Raw genomic sequence first — 17,361 nt, forward strand, 5'->3', positions numbered from 1 at the left:
TCGTCGAAGCCCTGCGGCCATGAACGACACCATTGCTGCGATCCTGCTCGGCATCCTCGAAGGGTTGACCGAGTTCCTGCCCGTATCGTCAACCGGCCACCTGATCCTTGCCACGGAACTGCTCGGCTTTGACCAGCGCGAGTGGGAGGTGTTCAATATCGCCATCCAGCCCGCCGCGATCCTGGCCATCGTGGTGCTGTACTGGCGCACCTTCTGGGACGTGGCCAAGGGGCTGTTCGGCCTTGAAAAAGGCGCGCTTGCCTTTGTGCGCAACCTGACTGTCGCCTTCTTCCCGGCGGTGCTGCTGGGCCTTGCCTTTGGCGACATCATCGAAACCATGCTCGGCAATGCGGTGCTGGTGTGCTGGGCGCTGATCATCGGCGGCATCGCGATCCTTGCGGTCGAACGCTGGGCCAACCCGCCGGCCGAGGGTGCGGGCGTGGCAGGCGTGCCGCTGCGCACGTCGGTGCTGGTCGGCCTGGTGCAGTGCCTTGCGATGATCCCGGGCGTGAGCCGTTCGGGCGCGACCATCCTTGGCGCGATGGCCTTTGGGGTCGATCGCAAGACCGCAGCCGAATTCAGCTTCTTTCTCGCCGTGCCGACCCTTTCCGGCGCAACTGTCTATCAGCTGGCCAAATACGGCGCGGACCTCGCCCCGCGCGATTTCGAGCTGATCGCAATCGGTTCGGGCGTGGGCTTCGTCACCGCGCTGGTGGTGGTGAAACTGTTCGTGACGATCATCACCAGGATCGGCTTTGCCCCCTTCGCCTGGTACCGCATCCTTGCCGGGACTATCGGTCTCGTCTGGCTGACGCTCCGTTAAACGCAACTTTCCGGAACCGTCTGCCCTGCTGCTGGTTTGGGAGTCGAACCGCCATGCGGCGGCATAGACGGAGACTTGCGGTAAAATGGCGTTGCTGGTGCTGATCGTGTTGGGGGCAACTCTGGGCTGGCTGGCCTCGATCCTCGCGCGGACCGAGGCGCCGGGTGCGATCCTGCGTCAGGTGGCGCTGGGCATGGTGGTGGCCGTGGTCGCCGGCGAGATTGCCAATGATGGCACGATCATCGGCAGCCTCTCGTTCCTCAGCCTCGGCGTGGCACTGGCGGCGACAGGTGTCGCGCTGGTGCTGTATCACGCGATCGGTCGCAGGCGGGTGAAGGCGTAGTTTGTTGCGCCCTCAGACGCCGGGCGGCGGACATCCGTCCGGTTGCCCTCGCTTCGCTCGTTCAGCTTCGCTTCGGCTTTCGCGGCATAAGCCGGGGCGGCCAGTTGGCCTCGCGATGCCTCCGGCATCGATACCCTAGACCGGCACTGCCCCGCTGCCGCGACCGCCGCGCAGGTGATATTCCTGCGTCCCGCGGTGCAGCACATTGTCGACATCGATCACCGCCGAATTGGCATAGGTGAACCCCGCCGGCAGGCTGCGATAGAGCCGGTCGAAATCACGCTCCACCGTCTGGCGGTAGAGATCGGCAAAGCTCTCGATCACGAAGTATGTCGGTTGCAGATCGCTGATGACGTAATCGGTGCGCATCACCCGGTCGACATTGAGCATGATGCGATTGGGGCTTTCCGCCTCGACCGCGAACCGCGCCTCGGTCGGCCCTGACAGGATGCCTGCACCATAGGCGCGCACGGAGCCCGCCTCCTCGATCAGCCCGAACTCCACCGTGTACCAGTAAAGCGCGCCCAAGGCTTTGAGGCGATTATACCGCATCGCCTTCCACCCGGCGCGGCCATATTCCTGCATGTAATCGGCATAGACCGGATCGGTCAGCATCGGGACATGGCCGAACACATCGTGGAACACGTCGGGTTCCTGAATGTAATCGAAGGTTGCGCGCGTGCGGATGAAGTTGCCCGCCGGAAAGCGCCGGTTGGCGAGGTGCCAGAAGAACACATGATCAGGGATCAGCATCGGCACTGGCACCACGCTCCACCCGGTCAGCGCACCGAGTTCTTCGGACAGCGCGCCGAATTCGGGGATGCCCCCGCGTCCCAGATCGAGCTTTTCCAGCCCTGCCATGAAAGCCGAGCACGCGCGCCCCGGCAGCACCTCCATCTGGCGCGCGAACAGATCGTTCCAGACGGCATGGTCTTCGGCAGAGTAATCGGTCTGTGCCGGTTCCAGCCAATCCTCGCCCACATGCGCGGGGCGGGCGAGCGGGGCGGTAAAGACATCTGCCGACATTTCGGGCAGGGTGGCGAAATCGGGGGTGGGGTCTGCAAGCGTAGCCATATCGTTGCAGATGATACTACCTTTGCGGGCCAAGGACAAACGCAACAGGAGGGACGCGAATGGGCATGAAGCGCAAGGATTACGAGGAGGCGCTGGCGCCGCTCACCCTCGAATTGGTCAGCATGGCGCGCTGGGTCAAGGCGACAGGCGCGCGCGTGGTGGTGCTGTTCGAGGGGCGCGACACGGCGGGCAAGGGCGGGGCGATCACTGCCGTGCGCGACCGGCTCAATCCGCGCCAGTGCCGCACCGTGGCGCTTGCCAAGCCGACCGAGGCGGAAATGGGGCAGTGGTATTTCCAGCGTTATGTCGCGCACCTGCCCACAGCGGGCGAAATCGTGCTGTTCGACCGCAGCTGGTACAACCGCGCCGGGGTGGAGCGGGTGATGGGCTATGCTTCGCCGGAGCAGGTCGATGCCTTTCTGAAGGCCGTGCCGACCTTTGAAAAGCTGCTGGTGGATGATGGCATCCTGCTGTTCAAATACTGGCTGGCGACCGATCAGGCCAATCAGGAAGAACGCCTGCGCGAACGGCTGGAGGATCCGCTGAAGCGCTGGAAGCTGTCCCCCATCGACCTTGCTGCGCGTGAGAAGTATGATGATTACACCGCTGCGCGCGAGGCGATGCTGGCGGCGACCCACACGGCCCACGCGCCGTGGACGCTGGTGGATTTCAACGATCAGCGCCGCGGGCGGCTGACACTGGTGCGTGATCTGCTCGACCGGATTCCCGATACGCATGAAGACCCGCCCGCCATCGACTTTCCCGATCTCGGGCGGGATCCGGTGGCGGAGACCTATGGCGTGCTGAAGCCGATTGCGGAGTGGGACGGATAGGCTGAGCATTCCCCCTCCCGCTTGCGGGAGGGGTCAGGGGAGGGTGCGAGCGCAGCGAGCCTTGTCACAGGCCCACCCCCAGCCCCTCCCGCAAGCGGGAGGGGAGTTAGACGCTTGCGCTCGCCGCCGTCACCTGCCGCCCGTCATCGGCGAAGGCGGCCAGATCGTAGCCCGCCTCGCTCTTGCGCATCACCAGATGCAGCGGCTCGCCCGCGATGGCGGGGGAAAGGCCGCGGAAGCTGAAGGTGCGCAGGCGGTTTGCGCCCAGTTCGGCGGCGGCGAGTTGCAGCAGCAGGCTGGCGGTGAGCGGGCCATGGACCACGAGGCCGCGATAGCGCTCGATATCTTCCGCATAGGGTGCATCGTAATGAATGCGGTGGGTGTTGAAGGTCAGCGCCGAATAGCGCAGCAGCAGCCGTGCATCGGGGGTCAGGCTGCGGTGCGCGTCCCAGCCTGTCGGCGAAAAGCTTGCCTCTCCCAGAGGCGGCGGAGACAGGTCTTGCCCCCCGCCAGCCGCCTCCCGGTAGACGATAGACTGGGTCTCGACCACCGCCAGAGAGCCGTTGGCGAATGTTTCATGTGAAACATCGACAAAGGCGAGCGGGCCTGAGGAACCCTGCTTCTGCCTGATCGCGGCAACCTTGCTGCGCCGCTCGATCACTGCTCCGATGGCGATCGGCATCTGGAACCGGATGGTCGAGGAAGCCCACATCCGGCGCGGCAGAGGGAACGGCGGGAGAAAGCTGTCGGCGCTGTCGTCGCGCGCGGGGTGGCCGTCATCGCCCAGCGATGCGGTGGGCGCGTCAGGGGTGCAGAGGGCGAAGTGGATGCCCTGCGGCATGATCGGCGGATGGGGGCGCGGCAGGTCGAATGTGGCGAGCCAGCGGGCGGCCAGTCCCTCGTCCAGCCGGTCTTCAGCGCGCTGTTCGCGCCCGATCCACGCCTCGTAGTTCATACCGCGCGCTCGAACACAGCGGCGATCCCTTGTCCGCCACCAATGCACATGGTTTCAAGGCCATAGCGCACCCCGCGCCGGTGCATTTCATGCGCCATGTCGGCAAGGATTCGCCCGCCCGTCGCGCCGATGGGGTGGCCGAGGCTGATGCCCGAGCCGTTGACGTTGAGGATCTCGTGGCGACTGTCGTCGTCCGACCAGCCCCAGCCCTTGAGCACCGCGAGCACCTGCGGGGCGAAGGCTTCGTTCAGTTCGACAAGGCCGATATCGTCCCACGTGTAACCGCGCCGTTCGAACAGGCGCTCCACCGCCGGAACCGGGCCGATCCCCATGCGCGAGGGATCGCAGCCCGCCGCCGCCCAGCCACCGAACCACAGCATCGGAGTGAGGCCGAGTTCCTCCAGCTTGTCCTCCGCGACCACCAGACAGGCCGCCGCCGCATCGTTCTGCTGGCTGGCATTGCCGGCGGTGACAATGGCTTGCGGATCGCGCTTGATGTCGATGGGGGCAAGCTTGCCAAGCGTCTCCATGCTGGCATCGGTGCGGTAGCCCTCATCATGAATGAACACCATCGGATCACCGCGCCGCTGCGGGATTTCGACGGGGACGAGTTGTTCGGCGAAGCGGTTTTCCGCCCATGCCTTGGTCGCATTCTGATGCGATCGGACCGCGAAGGCATCGGCCTCTTCGCGGGTGATGCCGTAATCCTTGGCGAGGTTCTCGGCGGTCTCGATCATCCCGGTGATCACCCCGAAGCGTTCGACCGGCTGGCTCATCACCCGGCCTCGGCTGAGGCGATCATGCAGCACCATGTCACCCATCCGCACCCCGCCGCGCGCGGCGAGGGTGTAGTGTTCGACGTTGGACATGGACTCGACGCCGCCCGCAACCACGACGTCGGCCATTCCGGTCTCGACCATCATCGCCGCCGTCGCCACCGCCTGAACGCCCGATCCGCAGCGCCGGTCGAGCTGGAAGCCGGGCACTTCGATGGGAAGCCCCGCCGCGAGCCACGACCAGTGGCCAATCGCGGGTGCCTCGCCATTGCCGTAGCCTTGGGAGAACACCACGTCGTCAACCCGCGTCGGATCAATGCCGGAACGCTCCATCAGTGCCTTCAGGATCACCGCGCCCAATTGGCCCGCGTTGAGGCTCGACAGCCCGCCGAGGAACTTGCCCACCGGGGTGCGCAGGGGGGTGCAGATGGCGGCGCGTCTGGTCATTCTTCAGTCCTTACAAACGTCCGTTCGCCTCGAGCGAAGTCGAGAGGCCGGGCGAGGTGTCTCGACTTCGCTCGACACGAACGGGTGTGGTGTCACTTGTCGCTCAAAGCCACAGTCCCCGCATCGACCAGCTTGCCGATCGCGCCCGAGGAGAGGCCGAGCTTGTCTGCCAGAACTTCTTCGGAATGTTCGCCAAGGTAAGGCGCGGGGCGCGGATCGCCGACCTCGCGGCCTGCGAAATTCGCGAAGCTGCGGGTGGCGGGATAGGCGAAGCCCGAGGGGTTGGCGGGCGAGGGGCCGAATAGCGGGTTGCCCGCGACCAGCACCGGATCATGGGCTGCTTCGTAAGCCGTGCGGTAGCGCTCGAAGGTGCAGGTCTCGGCGGCCATGCGCGCTTCGAGCGTGGCGTAATCCATCCCGTCCGCCGCGCTCTGGAACAGGTCGAACAGCGCGGCGCGGTGCTGGAAGCGCGGGGTGTCGCCGTCGGCAAAGCGGACGCCGTGCTCGGCCTCCAAAGCGGCGATGCCTGTCTCGACCCCGAAGGCCTTGACGAGGCCGCTCCACTGCTTGGGCGTGAGGGCGGCGACCATGAACCTGACGCCGTCCCGGCTGCGGAAATCGCGTCCGAACGCACCCCAGATCGCATTGCCGAGCCGTTCGCGGTCGCCGCCGCGATAGAGCACTTCGGCCATCAGACCCGCGTTGGCCATGGTGCCAATGGCGACATCCCCCAGCGGCAGGCGCACCTCGCTGCCCTCGCCGGTCTTGTCGCGGTGGCGCAGCGCGGCGAGCATGGCGAAGGCGCCATAGGCCCCGGTGATGAAATCCCACGCCGGGAGCACCTGGTTGACAGGGGGCGCGGTCGCCGGGTCCCAGTCCTCGGGGCCGCACATAAGCGGGTATCCGGCGGCGGCGTTGACCGTGAAGTCCATCGCCTGCCGCCCGTCATGCCAGCCCATGATGCGCAGGGAGATCATGTCCGCGCGCTTCGCCTGCATGGCGGCATGGGAGAGAAAGCTCTGCTCCGGCAGGTTGGTGATGCACTGGCCGACCTTGGCCGCCAGCTCGACCAGCAGCTCGCGCCCCTCGCCCGATTGCAGATCGAGCGCGACCGATTTCTTGGTGCGGTTCAAGTTCTCCCAGCTCAGCGAGCGCCCCTCGCGGGTCAGCATGTAGCGGTTGTAATCGAGCCCGCCGGCCTTGTGATCGACGCGGATCACCTCCGCACCCATCTGCGCGCAGTACAGCCCGGCGGTGGGCGAAGCGACGAAGCTGGAGACCTCGATGATGCTCAGGTCATTGAGAAGGTTATACATTCTCTTTCCACTCGCGCAGCATATGCTTGGCGATCTGGAGTTGCAGGATCTGGGTGGTGCCTTCGTAGATGCGGTAGATGCGGGCATCGCGGAAAAAGCGTTCGGCGTCGTATTCGGCGAGGTAGCCCGCGCCGCCATAGATCTGCACCACGCGGTCGACCACGCGGCCGCACATTTCCGAGGCGAAGACCTTGAAGGCGGCGGCCTTCACAAGGATGTTCTCGCCCCGGTCGGCGCGGGCGGTGACATCCTTCATCATCGCCTCGGCGGCGTAGATCTCGATCTCGCTGTCGGCGAGCATCTGCTGGATCAGCTGGAAATTGGCGATGGGCTCGCCAAAGGCCTTGCGTTCATTGGCATAACGCAGCGCCGAATCCAGCGCGCGGCGGGCATAGCCGGTCGCCGCCGCGCCCACGCTGATGCGGCCATTATCGAGGCTCTTCATCGCAAAGACGAAGCCCTTGCCGGTCTCCCCGCCGAGCAAGGCGTCACCCGGCACGCGCACATCATCGAGCATGATGTCGCAGATGTGCGAGCCGCTCTGGCCCATCTTCTTGTCCGGGCTGCCGCGCGAGATGCCGGGGCTGTCCATCGGCACGAGAAACGCGCTGACGTGGGCGTTCTTGGGCAGCGCCTCCTTGCTGGTGCGCGCCATGATCAGGGCGACATCGGCGTAAGGCGCGTTGGTGATGTAACGCTTGGTGCCGTTGAGGATCCAGCCATTGCCATCCGGGTCGGGGACAGCGGTGGTCGCCATGGCGGCGCTATCGCTGCCCGATCCCGGTTCGGTGAGGCCAAAGCAGGCGATCCGCCCCTCAGCGATCTTCGGATACCATTCGGCCTTCTGGGCTTCGGTCGCGCCGTTCTTCAGCGCACTCGCAAACATGCCCACGTTGATCGAGAAGATCGAGCGGTAGGCGGGCGCGGCATAGGCCATGATGTTCACCACGCGCGCATATTGGGTCATGTTCAGCCCCGCGCCGCCATATTCCTCCGGCACCGAAAGGCCGAACAGGCCCATTTCGCGCATTTCATTGAGGATGTCCTCCGGCACGCGGTCTTCGGCGATCACCTGCGGTTCGGCGGGAATCAGGCGCTCGCGGACGAACCGCTGGAGCTGTTCGGCGAACTGTTCGAAAGTGTCCTCGTCCATCCCCGCGTTGGAGGGGGCGGCAAGATTGGCAGGGGCATTCATGGTGGCAATCGTCCTTGCAGGGGAGCGTGCTGGCCGGAGCGCCTAGCGCGCGGCGTCTTTGTCGTCGCCTGTCATTTCGGCGGGCGCAGCAGCGGGGCTGGCTTCGGGCGGAAGCGCCTCGGGGGGAAGCCGGCGTTCATCAAGCATGGCCGCGGCTTCTTCCAGCGCCTCCGCCTCGCCGGGGCTGACCCCGCCGGGCGCGCCCGCCCCCTCGTCTCCGCACGCCGCAAGGGCGAGTGACAGGGCAAAAGCCAGAACCGGGGCCAGTGCAGGGGGGCGCGCAATCGGCGGGCGCTTCATGGCCGAGGTTACTCGGCAGCGGCTTCGGCAGCAGCTGCGGCTTCGGCCGCGACCGTGGCGGCGGCATCGCCGGCCTCGGTGGCCGTCGCGGCTTCGGTTTCGGCCGCGTCGGTGGCGCTCGCTGAAGGATCGGCGACCGGCTCATCGGTGATCGCGGACAGCGCCTCGTCCGCCGGCATTTCCACGGTATCGGCGCTGGCTTCGGTCGAAGCATCGTCGGCACTGCCGCAGGCAGCCAGCGACAGCGTGGCGGCGGACAGAGCGGCAAGGGTCGCAAGTTTGCGCATCGGGGTTCTCCTCTCGTCGATGACTCTATGGCGAGGGGGTTTAGCCAAGGCTTGGGGGATACGCCAAGCGGCAAATGGAGCTTTAACCTTTGCCTGATAGGCTCCCGGCCATGGCCCGCAAACCCTCCTTCGCGCTCAACGCACTCGCTGCTGCCGTGATGCTGCCTGCCGCCGTCCTGTTGGCGCAGCCTTCGTCCGGTGCGTTCACTGTGACCGAAAGCGGACGCTCTTATGCCAGCCTTCAGGCGGCGGTCGACGCGGTCGGCAATGCCCGCGCCACCATCCGCATCGCGCCCGGCACCTATCGCCAATGCGCGGTGCAGGAACGCGGCGTGATCATCTACGAGGCGGCTGAACCCGGCAGCGTCACGCTGGAAGGCCGCGCCTGCGAGGGCAAGGCGGCGCTGGTGCTGCGCGGTACCGGGGCGGAGATCCGCGGGCTGACCTTCAGCGGCATCAACGTCGCCGACGGCAACGGCGCGGGCATCCGGCTGGAGAACGGCAGCCTCAACATCGCCTATGCCCGCTTCCAGAACAGCCAGCAGGGCATCCTGACAGGCGCCATCGCAGGCAGCCGCATCTATATCACCCGCTCCACCTTCAGCGGGCTCGGCACCTGCGAGAACGACGCGGGCTGCGCGCATTCGCTCTATATCGGCGATATCGCCTCGCTCACCGTGCGCGAAAGCCGGTTCGAGCGCGGGACGGGGGGGCACTATCTGAAAGCCCGTGCCGCCGAGGTCACAATTGAGGGCAACAGCTTCGACGACGCCAATGGGCGCGGCACCAATTACATGATCGACCTGCCCGCCGGATCGCGGGGCCGGATTGCCGACAACTGGTTCGTGCAGGGGCGCGACAAGGAGAACTATTCGGCCTTCATCGCGCTGGGGGCGGAAGACCTGCTCCATCCTTCGGCAGGCCTCAGGGTCGAGAACAACGAAGCGCGCTTCGTCCCGGGCCTCAAGCGCAGCAGCGCCTTCCTCGCCGACTGGACGGGCGAGCGGGTGGTCATGCAGGGCAACCGGTTGGCGGCAGGGATCCCGGAATACGAGGCGCGCTAAATCAGCAGATGCCCTGACCGATCCCGCTTGGTCGCCAGATAGCGGGCATTGTGCGGGTTGTCGGGGAGCTGGTGGGGCACCCGCTCGCTCACCGTGATGCCTGCCGCTTGCAGCGCGGCGACCTTGGCCGGGTTGTTCGTCAGCAGGCGGATATCGCGCGCGCCCAGCAATTCCAGCATCCGCGCAGCGACCGGAAAATCGCGCGCTTCATCCGGCAGGCCGAGGCGCTGGTTGGCCTCGACCGTATCGAACCCCTGATCCTGCAAGCGATAGGCGCGCAGCTTGTTGACGAGGCCGATCCCGCGCCCCTCCTGCCGCATGTAGAGCAGCACGCCCCAGCCGGAGTCCCCGTTTCGCGCCTCGTGGGCCATGGCGTGGAGCGCGGCATCGAGTTGCGGGCCGCAATCACATTTGAGGCTGCCGAGGATGTCGCCCGTCAGGCATTCCGAATGGAGCCGCACTAGCGGCTGGCGGTCGCCCGATTGCTTGCCGATGATGAGCGCGACATGCTCGCGCAGGTCTGCCGCCGAGCGGAAGGCGACGATCTCGGCGTCCTCACAGGCGCTGACGGGCAGGCGTGCGCGGGTGACGATCCGCAAGTTCCCCGCGTCAGCATAGGCGGCCAGATCGGACGCGGCGACCGACACCGCCTCGCCCGCGTCCACCGGATCGACGAGGAAGGCAGGCAAAATCCCCGCAATCCGCGCCAGCTCCAGCGCGGCAGCGGCCGTCTCGGCCCAGTCGAGCGTCACCGCCTTGAACGGGCCTTTCAGCGGGTTGCCGAGGTCGAGCGCCGGGTCGGCGATGGGGAGGGCATCGCGCAGGGTGAAATCCTCGCCCCCGGCGATCAGCACTGGTGCGTGGGGGACAGCCGCCTCGCGCTGGTTGGCGAGTTTCAGGGTGGCGGCGCGCGCGGCGGAGATCAGCATCCTTGGGGCGGATGCGCCCTGCGCAATGGCAGTCTCCACTGGCAGCAGCACCCGGCCTCCATCAAACGCCAGCGGCCAGCCGTGACGCAGGGCGTCCACGGCCTGCGCGGCGCGGCGGGAAGGCGAGGGCGAACTCAGAGATCGAACTCCGTGATCAAAGGCACGTGATCCGACGGCTGCTCCCACGCGCGGGCCTCCTCCAGCACGCGGTGCGCGCGCGATTGCTTGGCCAGATCGGGCGAGGCCCACATGTGATCGAGGCGGCGGCCCTTGTCGTTCTCCTGCCAGCCGGGATTGCGATAGCTCCACCACGAGTAATAGCGTGCCGGCGCCGGGATATGCTGGCGGCCGAGATCAACCCAGCCGTGCGCGTCCTGAAAGCGGCCCAGCGTCTCGACCTCTACGGGCGTGTGGCTGACGACCTTGAGGAGCTGCTTGTGGCTCCACACATCGCTTTCCAGCGGGGCGATGTTGAAATCACCCACGATCAGCGTGGGGCGGTCGAGCTTGTCCGCCCACGCCGTCATCCGCCCCAGAAAATCGAGCTTCTGGCCGAACTTGGGGTTCACCTCGCGGTCCGCCACATCGCCGCCGGCGGGGACATAGACGTTCTCGACCAGCAGATCGCGGCCCAACACCTCGACCCCGATATGCCGCGCCTCGCCATTGGCCTGCCAATCGTGGCGGGTGACCTCGCGGATCGGGACGCGGCTGACCGTGGCGACGCCGTGATAGCCTTTCTGCCCGCTCACCGCCTGATGGGTGTAGCCCAAGGCTGCCAGCGCCTCAGAGGGGAACAGGTGGCTCTCGCACTTGATCTCCTGCAGGCACAGGATGTCGGGCGCGGCCTCGGTGAGCAGCTTTTCGATCAGCCCCACGCGCAGGCGGGCCGAGTTGATGTTCCAGGTGGCGACAGACAGCATGGGGGCGGACTTAAGCGCCATTCCCCATGCCCTCAAGTAGCGAAGCCGGTAGGGCAACAAAGACTCTTTCACTTTATCGACGCATGACGGCGCGATAGGGACGATGGATCTAACCGGAGCCTCCCATGACCCGCACCATTGTCGCCGCCCTGCTGCTTTCGAGCGTCGCCATGCCCGCCCTGGCCGAAGACGCGCCGACAGAACCGCGTGCGAAGAACGTCATCCTGTTCATCGGCGATGGCATGGGCATTTCCACCATCACCGCCGCGCGCATCTATGACGGGCAGAAGCGCGGCGAGACGGGGGAGGAGAACCAGCTCAGCTTCGAGCGTTTCCCCAATGTCGCCCTGGTGAAGACCTACAATACCAATGCCCAGGTGCCCGATTCGGCCGGCACCGCCACCGCGATGCATTCGGGGCTGAAGACCCGCATCGGCGTGCTGGGGATCGGGCCGGAAGCGGAAAAAGGGGTGTGCCGCGACGCGCTCGCCCACCCGCTACCGCTTCTGGGCGAGGAAGTGAAACAGCGCGGATTGGCGCTTGGTATCGTCACCACCACGCGCATCACGCACGCGACCCCGGCGAGCGTCTATTCCCGCAGCGCCGACCGCGACTGGGAAAAGGACAATGATATCCCCGAAGAACAGCGCGGCGACGGGTGCAAGGATATTGCGCTCCAGCTGGCCGAGGCCGAATTCGATGTGGCGCTCGGCGGGGGGAGCGAGATGTTCTACGGCAGGGACAAGGGCGGAAGGCGCAGCGATGCTGCGGCGGACCTGCCCGCCCAATGGGCGGCGCGCAGCGGTGGGGTGGTCGTCAGGGACGCCGCCGGGCTCGCCGCCGCGCCGCAGGACAAACCGGTGCTGGGGCTGTTCAACCCCAGTCACCTAGGCTTCATGGCGGATCGCAAGCCGGATTCTTCCGAACCGACTCTGACTGACATGACCGCGCAGGCCATCGCGCGACTCAAAACCGATCCCGATGGCTTCTACCTGATGGTCGAGGGCGGGCGGATCGACCATGCGCACCATGCCGGCCAAGCCGGCTATGCGCTGGAGGAGGCCGTCGAATTCGCCCGTGCAGTGCAGTGGGCGGTCGAGAACACCGATCCGTCCGAGACGCTGATCATGGTCACCGCCGATCACAGCCATGTCTTCACCATCGCGGGCTATCCGCAGCGCGGGAACGACATTCTTGGGCTGGTGGTGCCGCCCAAGGGCAATGGTGAGGATGGCGGCGATGGGGTTTCACCTCTGCTGGCGGCGGACGGGAAGCCCTATACCACGCTCGGCTATGCCAACGGGCCGGGCGGGCTGTTGGTCAAGGCGCATGACGATGATGATGACGATCACGATCATGGCCGCCCGATGCCGCAGACCGGGATAAAGGCCCGTCAGCAGGCGCTGGTGCCGCTCGGCAGTGAGACCCACGGCGGCGAGGATGTCGCTCTGTTCGCCACCGGCCCCGGCGCAGACCGTGCGCGGGGGGTGATCGAGCAGAACGTGATCTATGCCATCATCCGCAAGGCGCTTGGCTGGGCGGAGTAGGTTTTAACCAGACCTGTCCCGGCGGTTTAGGCATCGCCGAAAAGTGCTTCGGCCGAGAACCGGAGCGGAGCGCACTTAATGTGCGTGAGCACCGGAAGCGCAGGGCGGAGCGCTTTGCAGGCCTGCATAAACCGTCGGGACAACAAAAAACCCCTGACCCGGGGGCGATGGGTCAGGGGTTCCATGGAGCGTTCGTCACGCTTTGTACAAGGCGCAGCCCTTGGTGAAGGGTGGGCAACAGGGGGGAAACCTCCCTTCGGCGCGCCTTGTTGAGAATGATTAGCTGTTCTTGGCTTTCATTCTCATGAACGAATGTAAGATTCTGTCGCTTTCCTACAACCGTTCGTCGTTCCGCGCAGGTTAGCCGGGCCGTCGCTGGGTGCGGCGCGGATCACGGAAGGTGAAGGTGCTTTCCGCCACCGACAGGCCGTACTGTTGATTGGTCAGCTGCACCCGCGTGCGGTTGTTCTGCGCATCGAGCGCGACCCAGTGGGTGAGCTGCCAGCCGCCCGGCGCGGCAGGCTGGCGCACGAAGATCAGATTGATCATTCCGAATTCGGGTTTCTTGGGATCGCGCACTTCGACACTCAGCACGTCCGGATTGCCGGTCGGGATCATCTTGCCGAACCGCTTCACGTCCTTGTCGGGATCGAACAATGCGCCCAGTGGCGAATTGCCGATCGGCCAGCGTTCGACCTGAGCGACCTCGTAGTCGATCATGTAGAGCGACTTGCCGTTCGAAATGACGAGGAAATCGGCGTCCTTGCCATAGTCGAAGCGGATCTTGCCGGGGCGTTTCAGCGTCATCACCCCGCGGGTGGTGTTGCCCAGCCGATCGGTCTGAGTGAAGTCTGCCCGCATGGTGCTGATCGCGCGCAGGGCGCTCACCACCTTGTCGAGATCGCTCGCACTGGCCTGAGCTGCCGCTGGTGTGATCACTCCAGCCGTATTGATGGGGGCAAGGCCAAACGCAAGAACCCCGGCACCAAGGCCGAGGATCATCGCGCGGGCGGGAATGAAGAGCTGTTTCATGCCTTGCCGGTTAGGGCCGCAGGCTTGAACTGTCGATGAATTATCGCGCCCGCAGAACTTCCACGGGCGCTGGAGCCGATCTTACTTGATCTTGGCTTCCTTGAATTCAACGTGCTTGCGCGCCACCGGGTCGTACTTGCGGAAGCTCATCTTCTCGGTGATGTTGCGCGGGTTCTTCTTGGTCACGTAGAAGAAGCCGGTGCCTTCGCTCGAGACGAGGCGGATCTTGACGGTGGTGGGCTTCGCCATGGCGGTTTCCTGTCAACTGGGTCGGCCCGGAGGGATGCACACGGGCTTGAAAAGCAAATAGCGGCGCGCCCGGAAGGCCCGGCACACCGCCACACGGGCGCGCCATTCGCCGATTCACGGGGAAAAGTCAAGGAGCCTGCTTTGCCAGCGCGCCAAGATGCTGACGCATCACGCGCTGGCGATGCTCAGGCGCCGCACGGGCTTGGCCCAAGGGCGATGAGCTGTTGCTCGTTGCCCTTGGGCAGCCGCTTACCAGTCCGAGGCGCGCGGCTTGCCGCGATTGGCCTTGACCGCGCCGCGCACCTTCTTGACCTTCAGCCGCTCGGTCTTGCCCACGCGGTTGAGGCGGGTCCGGGCGCGGCGCTTGGGCTCGGTCTGGGCCTCCTCCAGCAGCGCGGTCAGCTTGACGCGGGCGTCCTGGCGGTTGGCCTCCTGCGTCCGGTGCGCCTTGGAGGTGACGATCAGATCACCGTTCCCCGCCAGCTTTGCCCCCGCCAACTGTCGCAGCCGTGCGAACACCGGAGGGCTGAGCCGCAGAGCATAGATATTCACGCGCAGCTCCACTTCGGTGGCGACCTTGTTGGCGTTCTGCCCGCCAGGGCCGGAACCGGCGAGAAAGCTCTCGCTGGCGAGCCGCAGCGCGCGGGCGGTCAGCGGCTCTGCGTCATCCATCCTTTGCCCCGAGCGCCAGGAAATCGCGTGGCAGAGGCGCGCGCGCTTCGATCGGAGTCTTGCCCGGGCGGGTGACGGTCAGGCTCTCGGCGTGGAGCATCGTGCGCTTGGCGCCGGGAGCATTGCCTGCACCATAGACCGGATCGCCCAGCAAGGGCGCGCCGAGGCCCTTCAGCGCATGCACGCGCAGTTGATGCGTGCGCCCCGTCTCCGGGCGAAAGCGGATCAGGCTGTGCGGCCCAAGTTCCTCCACCAGTTCCCAGTGCGAGACGGCGGGCTTGCCCTTCTTCGCGGGGATCATCCGCCAGCCTTTCTCGGCCGAGCTGATCTTCGACAGCGCCAGTTCGATCGTCCCTGCGCTGCCTGGCGGACGACCTGCGAGGATCGCCAGATAGGTCTTGCCCACCAGCCGCTCTTCGAAGGCCTTGTTGAACCGCGCCAGCGCTTTGGGGTTGCGGGCCAGCAGCAGGCAGCCGCTGGTGTCGGTATCCAGCCGATGCACCGCCACCGGCGCGCGCTGGAAGCCAAGCTTCAGCCGGTCGAGGTGGTCTTCCAGGCAGATGCCGCCCTTCCTCGGACGGTCGACTGCCATGCCCGAAGGCTTGTCGATCACCAGCGCTTCGCCGTCTTCGTAAAGGATTTGGATATCAGCCATGCGCCCCGTTACCCGCTTGGGCCGGTCTTGTCGAAGGGTGCTTCAGACAAGCACCGCGCGCATCAAGCCGCGCAGCGCGTTGCCGATCCAGAACCCGCCGGCCAGATCATCGAGGGTAAGCGCCGCCTCCCGCGCGCGGCCCTCGGCCATAAGGCTCTCGCGCAGCACGCCGGGCAGCAGGCCGAGGGTCAGGGGCGGGGTCAGCACGCCGTCCGGGCCGTCCACGAAGACGCTGGTCCAGCTGCCCTCGGTCACCAGACCATCGCTGCGCACCAGCACGGCCTCGTCCGCGCCCAGCAGCCGGGCGGCCGCCAACGCATCGTCATAGAAGCCGCGATCCGAGGTCTTGTGCCGCAGTCGCCAGTCGGTCGGATCAAGCGGATGGGGCAGGGCGGCGACCTTGACCGGCTCAGCCAGTGCCTCGGGCAAAGACGCGGATTCCAGCGCGCTCGCACCGCTGCGCGCGACCAGCAGACGGACGCGGGCGGGGGCATCGAGTTCGAAGCACAGCGCCTGAATCTGGTTCCTCAGGGCATGGCGATCAAAGACGAAGCCGAGTTCGCCCGCGCTCGCCTTCATCCGCGCAAGGTGCGCTTCAAGCAGCGCAATCCCGCTATCGGGTTCGAATCGCATGGTCTCGATGAGGTCGAAGGCCGGCGCGGTCAGCCCCGGCGCGGCGCGGCGCAGGAAGCCAGCCTTGACCTCGCACTCGCGCCTTTCGGCCAGAGCATCACTATCCGCCACGATCGCCGAACCGATGCCAAGGACGGCATTGCCCTGACCATTCTCGATCGGGGTCAGGCGCAGGGTGCGGATCGCGACGTTGAAGGCGGCATTGCCGTCGGCATCAATCCGCCCGATCGCGCCGCAGTAAGGCCCGCGCGCATCGCGCTCCACCTCGGCCAGCAATTCCATCGCCCGGATCTTGGGTGCGCCGGTGATCGAGCCGCAGGGGAACAGCGCCCGCACCAGATCCATTGCACCCTTGCCGTCGGCCAGCCGCGCCCGCACGGTGGAGACCATCTGATGCACCGTCGGGTAACTCTCGACCGCGAAGGGCGCATCGACATGAACGCTGCCCGGCGCTGCCACGCGCGACAGATCGTTGCGCATCAGATCGACGATCATCAGGTTTTCGGCGCGGTCTTTTGGCGAATTGGCAAGCTCTTCTGCCGCTGCGCGATCTGCTTCGGGAGAGATGGCGCGCGGACGCGTCCCCTTCATCGGCTTGACCTTCGCCTCGGTGCCATTGCGTGCGACGAACAGCTCGGGCGAGAAGCTCAGCAGCCAGTGTGACCCGTCGAAGATCAGCCCGCCATAACCTGCCGCCGCCGCTCCGCGCAGGGCGGCGTAGAGCCCGACCGGATCGCCGCGAAACGATCCCGCGAGCGGATAGGTGAGATTGGCCTGATAGATGTCGCCCGCGTGGATCGCTTCACGCAGAGCGGCGAAAGCTGCGGCATAACCGCCGGGGGAAAGCTGCGGTTCCAGCGGGCCGAGAGTGCCGCTGCCTTGCGCCTTGTCAGCGAGGAAGGCCGGCACCTCGGCTGCCGCAATCCGGCGCGGGGCATCGAACAGGCCGAGCCAGATCAGCGGCCCCGCCGCGCCCGCGCGCGCCGTGGCAAGGCCCTTCAATTTCGGTTCGAGCGCAAGCCCGGCCTCATAGGCGAGGTAGCCTGCCAGCGCGCCGCCATGCTCAACGCGCGCCGCCTCGGCGGCGGCCAGCACAGCCTCGACCTCCTCCGAACGCTGCGCCACGAACAGCGCCTGCGGCGCTTCATAGAGCAGCGCATCGGCCGCGCCTGTTCCGGCGCGGGCATCATCGAGCAGGACAAATGGCAGCGGCGAACCCATGCCGCGCACCCTTGGCCCAAACCTGCGCCGCTGTCGAGAACTTGACCGCTGCGGCGCCGCCCTGCACATCAACAGCTCAACGGTTAA

The 17,361-nt window shown here is 66.2% G+C and carries 19 protein-coding genes; 5 read left to right on the plus strand and 14 right to left on the minus strand.

The window, feature by feature from the left end; all coding sequences use genetic code 11:
* Positions 1 to 19: 19 nt before the first annotated feature.
* A complete protein-coding gene (locus CHX26_RS03220; RefSeq protein WP_104941128.1) occupies positions 20 to 823 on the plus strand; it encodes an undecaprenyl-diphosphate phosphatase in 804 nt (267 codons plus the stop codon).
* An 85-nt stretch (positions 824 to 908) separates the two neighbouring features.
* Entirely contained in the window at positions 909 to 1,166 is a 258-nt protein-coding gene (locus CHX26_RS03225) for a hypothetical protein (protein ID WP_104941129.1), read from the plus strand.
* Between the two features lie 135 nt (positions 1,167 to 1,301).
* On the opposite strand, the gene phhA is transcribed toward CHX26_RS03225, so the two are convergent.
* Positions 1,302 to 2,192: a phenylalanine 4-monooxygenase gene (gene phhA / locus CHX26_RS03230; RefSeq protein ID WP_104943225.1), complete on the minus strand. Its 891-nt coding sequence runs from the start codon at positions 2,190 to 2,192 to the stop codon at positions 1,302 to 1,304.
* Between the two features lie 107 nt (positions 2,193 to 2,299).
* Here phhA and ppk2 point away from each other — a divergent pair, with 107 nt between their 5' ends.
* On the plus strand, positions 2,300 to 3,073 hold the full coding sequence (gene ppk2 / locus CHX26_RS03235; protein WP_104941130.1) for a polyphosphate kinase 2: 774 nt from the start codon (positions 2,300 to 2,302) through the stop codon (positions 3,071 to 3,073).
* A gap of 106 nt (positions 3,074 to 3,179) precedes the next feature.
* On the opposite strand, the gene CHX26_RS03240 is transcribed toward ppk2, so the two are convergent.
* From CHX26_RS03240 to CHX26_RS03265, 6 genes are all read right to left on the minus strand, one after another.
* The gene (locus CHX26_RS03240) at positions 3,180 to 4,028 is read right to left on the minus strand and encodes an FAS1-like dehydratase domain-containing protein (protein WP_104941131.1); all 849 of its coding nucleotides are present in this window, start codon (positions 4,026 to 4,028) and stop codon (positions 3,180 to 3,182) included.
* Positions 4,025 to 5,251, minus strand: coding sequence for an acetyl-CoA C-acetyltransferase (locus tag CHX26_RS03245; RefSeq protein WP_104941132.1), 1,227 nt, complete (start codon positions 5,249 to 5,251; stop codon positions 4,025 to 4,027). Before CHX26_RS03245 ends, CHX26_RS03240 begins: the two co-directional genes overlap by 4 nt.
* Before the next feature lie 92 nt (positions 5,252 to 5,343).
* Positions 5,344 to 6,567, minus strand: a complete 1,224-nt coding sequence (locus CHX26_RS03250; protein ID WP_104941133.1) for a CoA transferase — start codon at positions 6,565 to 6,567, stop codon at positions 5,344 to 5,346.
* Complete coding sequence (locus tag CHX26_RS03255; RefSeq protein ID WP_104941134.1) at positions 6,560 to 7,762, minus strand: acyl-CoA dehydrogenase family protein; 1,203 nt, start codon at positions 7,760 to 7,762, stop codon at positions 6,560 to 6,562. The genes CHX26_RS03250 and CHX26_RS03255 overlap by 8 nt, the downstream gene beginning before the upstream one ends.
* 42 nt (positions 7,763 to 7,804) lie before the next feature.
* Positions 7,805 to 8,062: a hypothetical protein gene (locus CHX26_RS03260; protein WP_104941135.1), complete on the minus strand. Its 258-nt coding sequence runs from the start codon at positions 8,060 to 8,062 to the stop codon at positions 7,805 to 7,807.
* A gap of 8 nt (positions 8,063 to 8,070) precedes the next feature.
* Complete coding sequence (locus tag CHX26_RS03265; protein WP_104941136.1) at positions 8,071 to 8,349, minus strand: hypothetical protein; 279 nt, start codon at positions 8,347 to 8,349, stop codon at positions 8,071 to 8,073.
* A gap of 110 nt (positions 8,350 to 8,459) precedes the next feature.
* Here CHX26_RS03265 and CHX26_RS03270 point away from each other — a divergent pair, with 110 nt between their 5' ends.
* Entirely contained in the window at positions 8,460 to 9,413 is a 954-nt protein-coding gene (locus CHX26_RS03270) for a right-handed parallel beta-helix repeat-containing protein (protein ID WP_104941137.1), read from the plus strand.
* On the opposite strand, the gene ribA is transcribed toward CHX26_RS03270, so the two are convergent.
* Positions 9,410 to 10,441 (minus strand): GTP cyclohydrolase II, encoded by a 1,032-nt coding sequence (gene ribA, locus CHX26_RS03275; protein ID WP_104941138.1) that lies wholly within the window; start codon positions 10,439 to 10,441, stop codon positions 9,410 to 9,412. The genes CHX26_RS03270 and ribA overlap by 4 nt on opposite strands.
* A gap of 35 nt (positions 10,442 to 10,476) precedes the next feature.
* Positions 10,477 to 11,265, minus strand: coding sequence for an exodeoxyribonuclease III (locus tag CHX26_RS03280; RefSeq protein ID WP_104941139.1), 789 nt, complete (start codon positions 11,263 to 11,265; stop codon positions 10,477 to 10,479).
* Between the two features lie 125 nt (positions 11,266 to 11,390).
* Between CHX26_RS03280 and CHX26_RS03285 the strand changes: the two genes are divergently transcribed.
* Entirely contained in the window at positions 11,391 to 12,812 is a 1,422-nt protein-coding gene (locus CHX26_RS03285) for an alkaline phosphatase (RefSeq protein WP_104941140.1), read from the plus strand.
* Positions 12,813 to 13,172: 360 nt separating this feature from the next.
* Here CHX26_RS03285 and CHX26_RS03290 read toward each other — a convergent pair whose 3' ends face one another.
* The 5 genes from CHX26_RS03290 to pabB all read right to left on the minus strand — a co-directional run bounded on the left by CHX26_RS03290 (position 13,173) and on the right by pabB (position 17,274).
* Positions 13,173 to 13,844, minus strand: coding sequence for a LolA family protein (locus CHX26_RS03290; RefSeq protein ID WP_233997251.1), 672 nt, complete (start codon positions 13,842 to 13,844; stop codon positions 13,173 to 13,175).
* A gap of 81 nt (positions 13,845 to 13,925) precedes the next feature.
* Positions 13,926 to 14,093, minus strand: a complete 168-nt coding sequence (gene rpmG / locus CHX26_RS03295; RefSeq protein ID WP_017664380.1) for a 50S ribosomal protein L33 — start codon at positions 14,091 to 14,093, stop codon at positions 13,926 to 13,928.
* Positions 14,094 to 14,342: 249 nt separating this feature from the next.
* The gene (gene arfB / locus CHX26_RS03300; RefSeq protein WP_104941141.1) at positions 14,343 to 14,765 is read right to left on the minus strand and encodes an alternative ribosome rescue aminoacyl-tRNA hydrolase ArfB; all 423 of its coding nucleotides are present in this window, start codon (positions 14,763 to 14,765) and stop codon (positions 14,343 to 14,345) included.
* A complete protein-coding gene (locus tag CHX26_RS03305; protein ID WP_104941142.1) occupies positions 14,758 to 15,420 on the minus strand; it encodes an RluA family pseudouridine synthase in 663 nt (220 codons plus the stop codon). The genes arfB and CHX26_RS03305 overlap by 8 nt, the downstream gene beginning before the upstream one ends.
* Positions 15,421 to 15,462: 42 nt before the next feature.
* On the minus strand, positions 15,463 to 17,274 hold the full coding sequence (pabB, locus tag CHX26_RS03310; RefSeq protein WP_104941143.1) for an aminodeoxychorismate synthase component I: 1,812 nt from the start codon (positions 17,272 to 17,274) through the stop codon (positions 15,463 to 15,465).
* Positions 17,275 to 17,361 lie beyond the last annotated feature (87 nt).

The sequence above is a fragment of the Porphyrobacter sp. HT-58-2 genome, from assembly GCF_002952215.1.
GTDB lineage: Bacteria > Pseudomonadota > Alphaproteobacteria > Sphingomonadales > Sphingomonadaceae > Erythrobacter.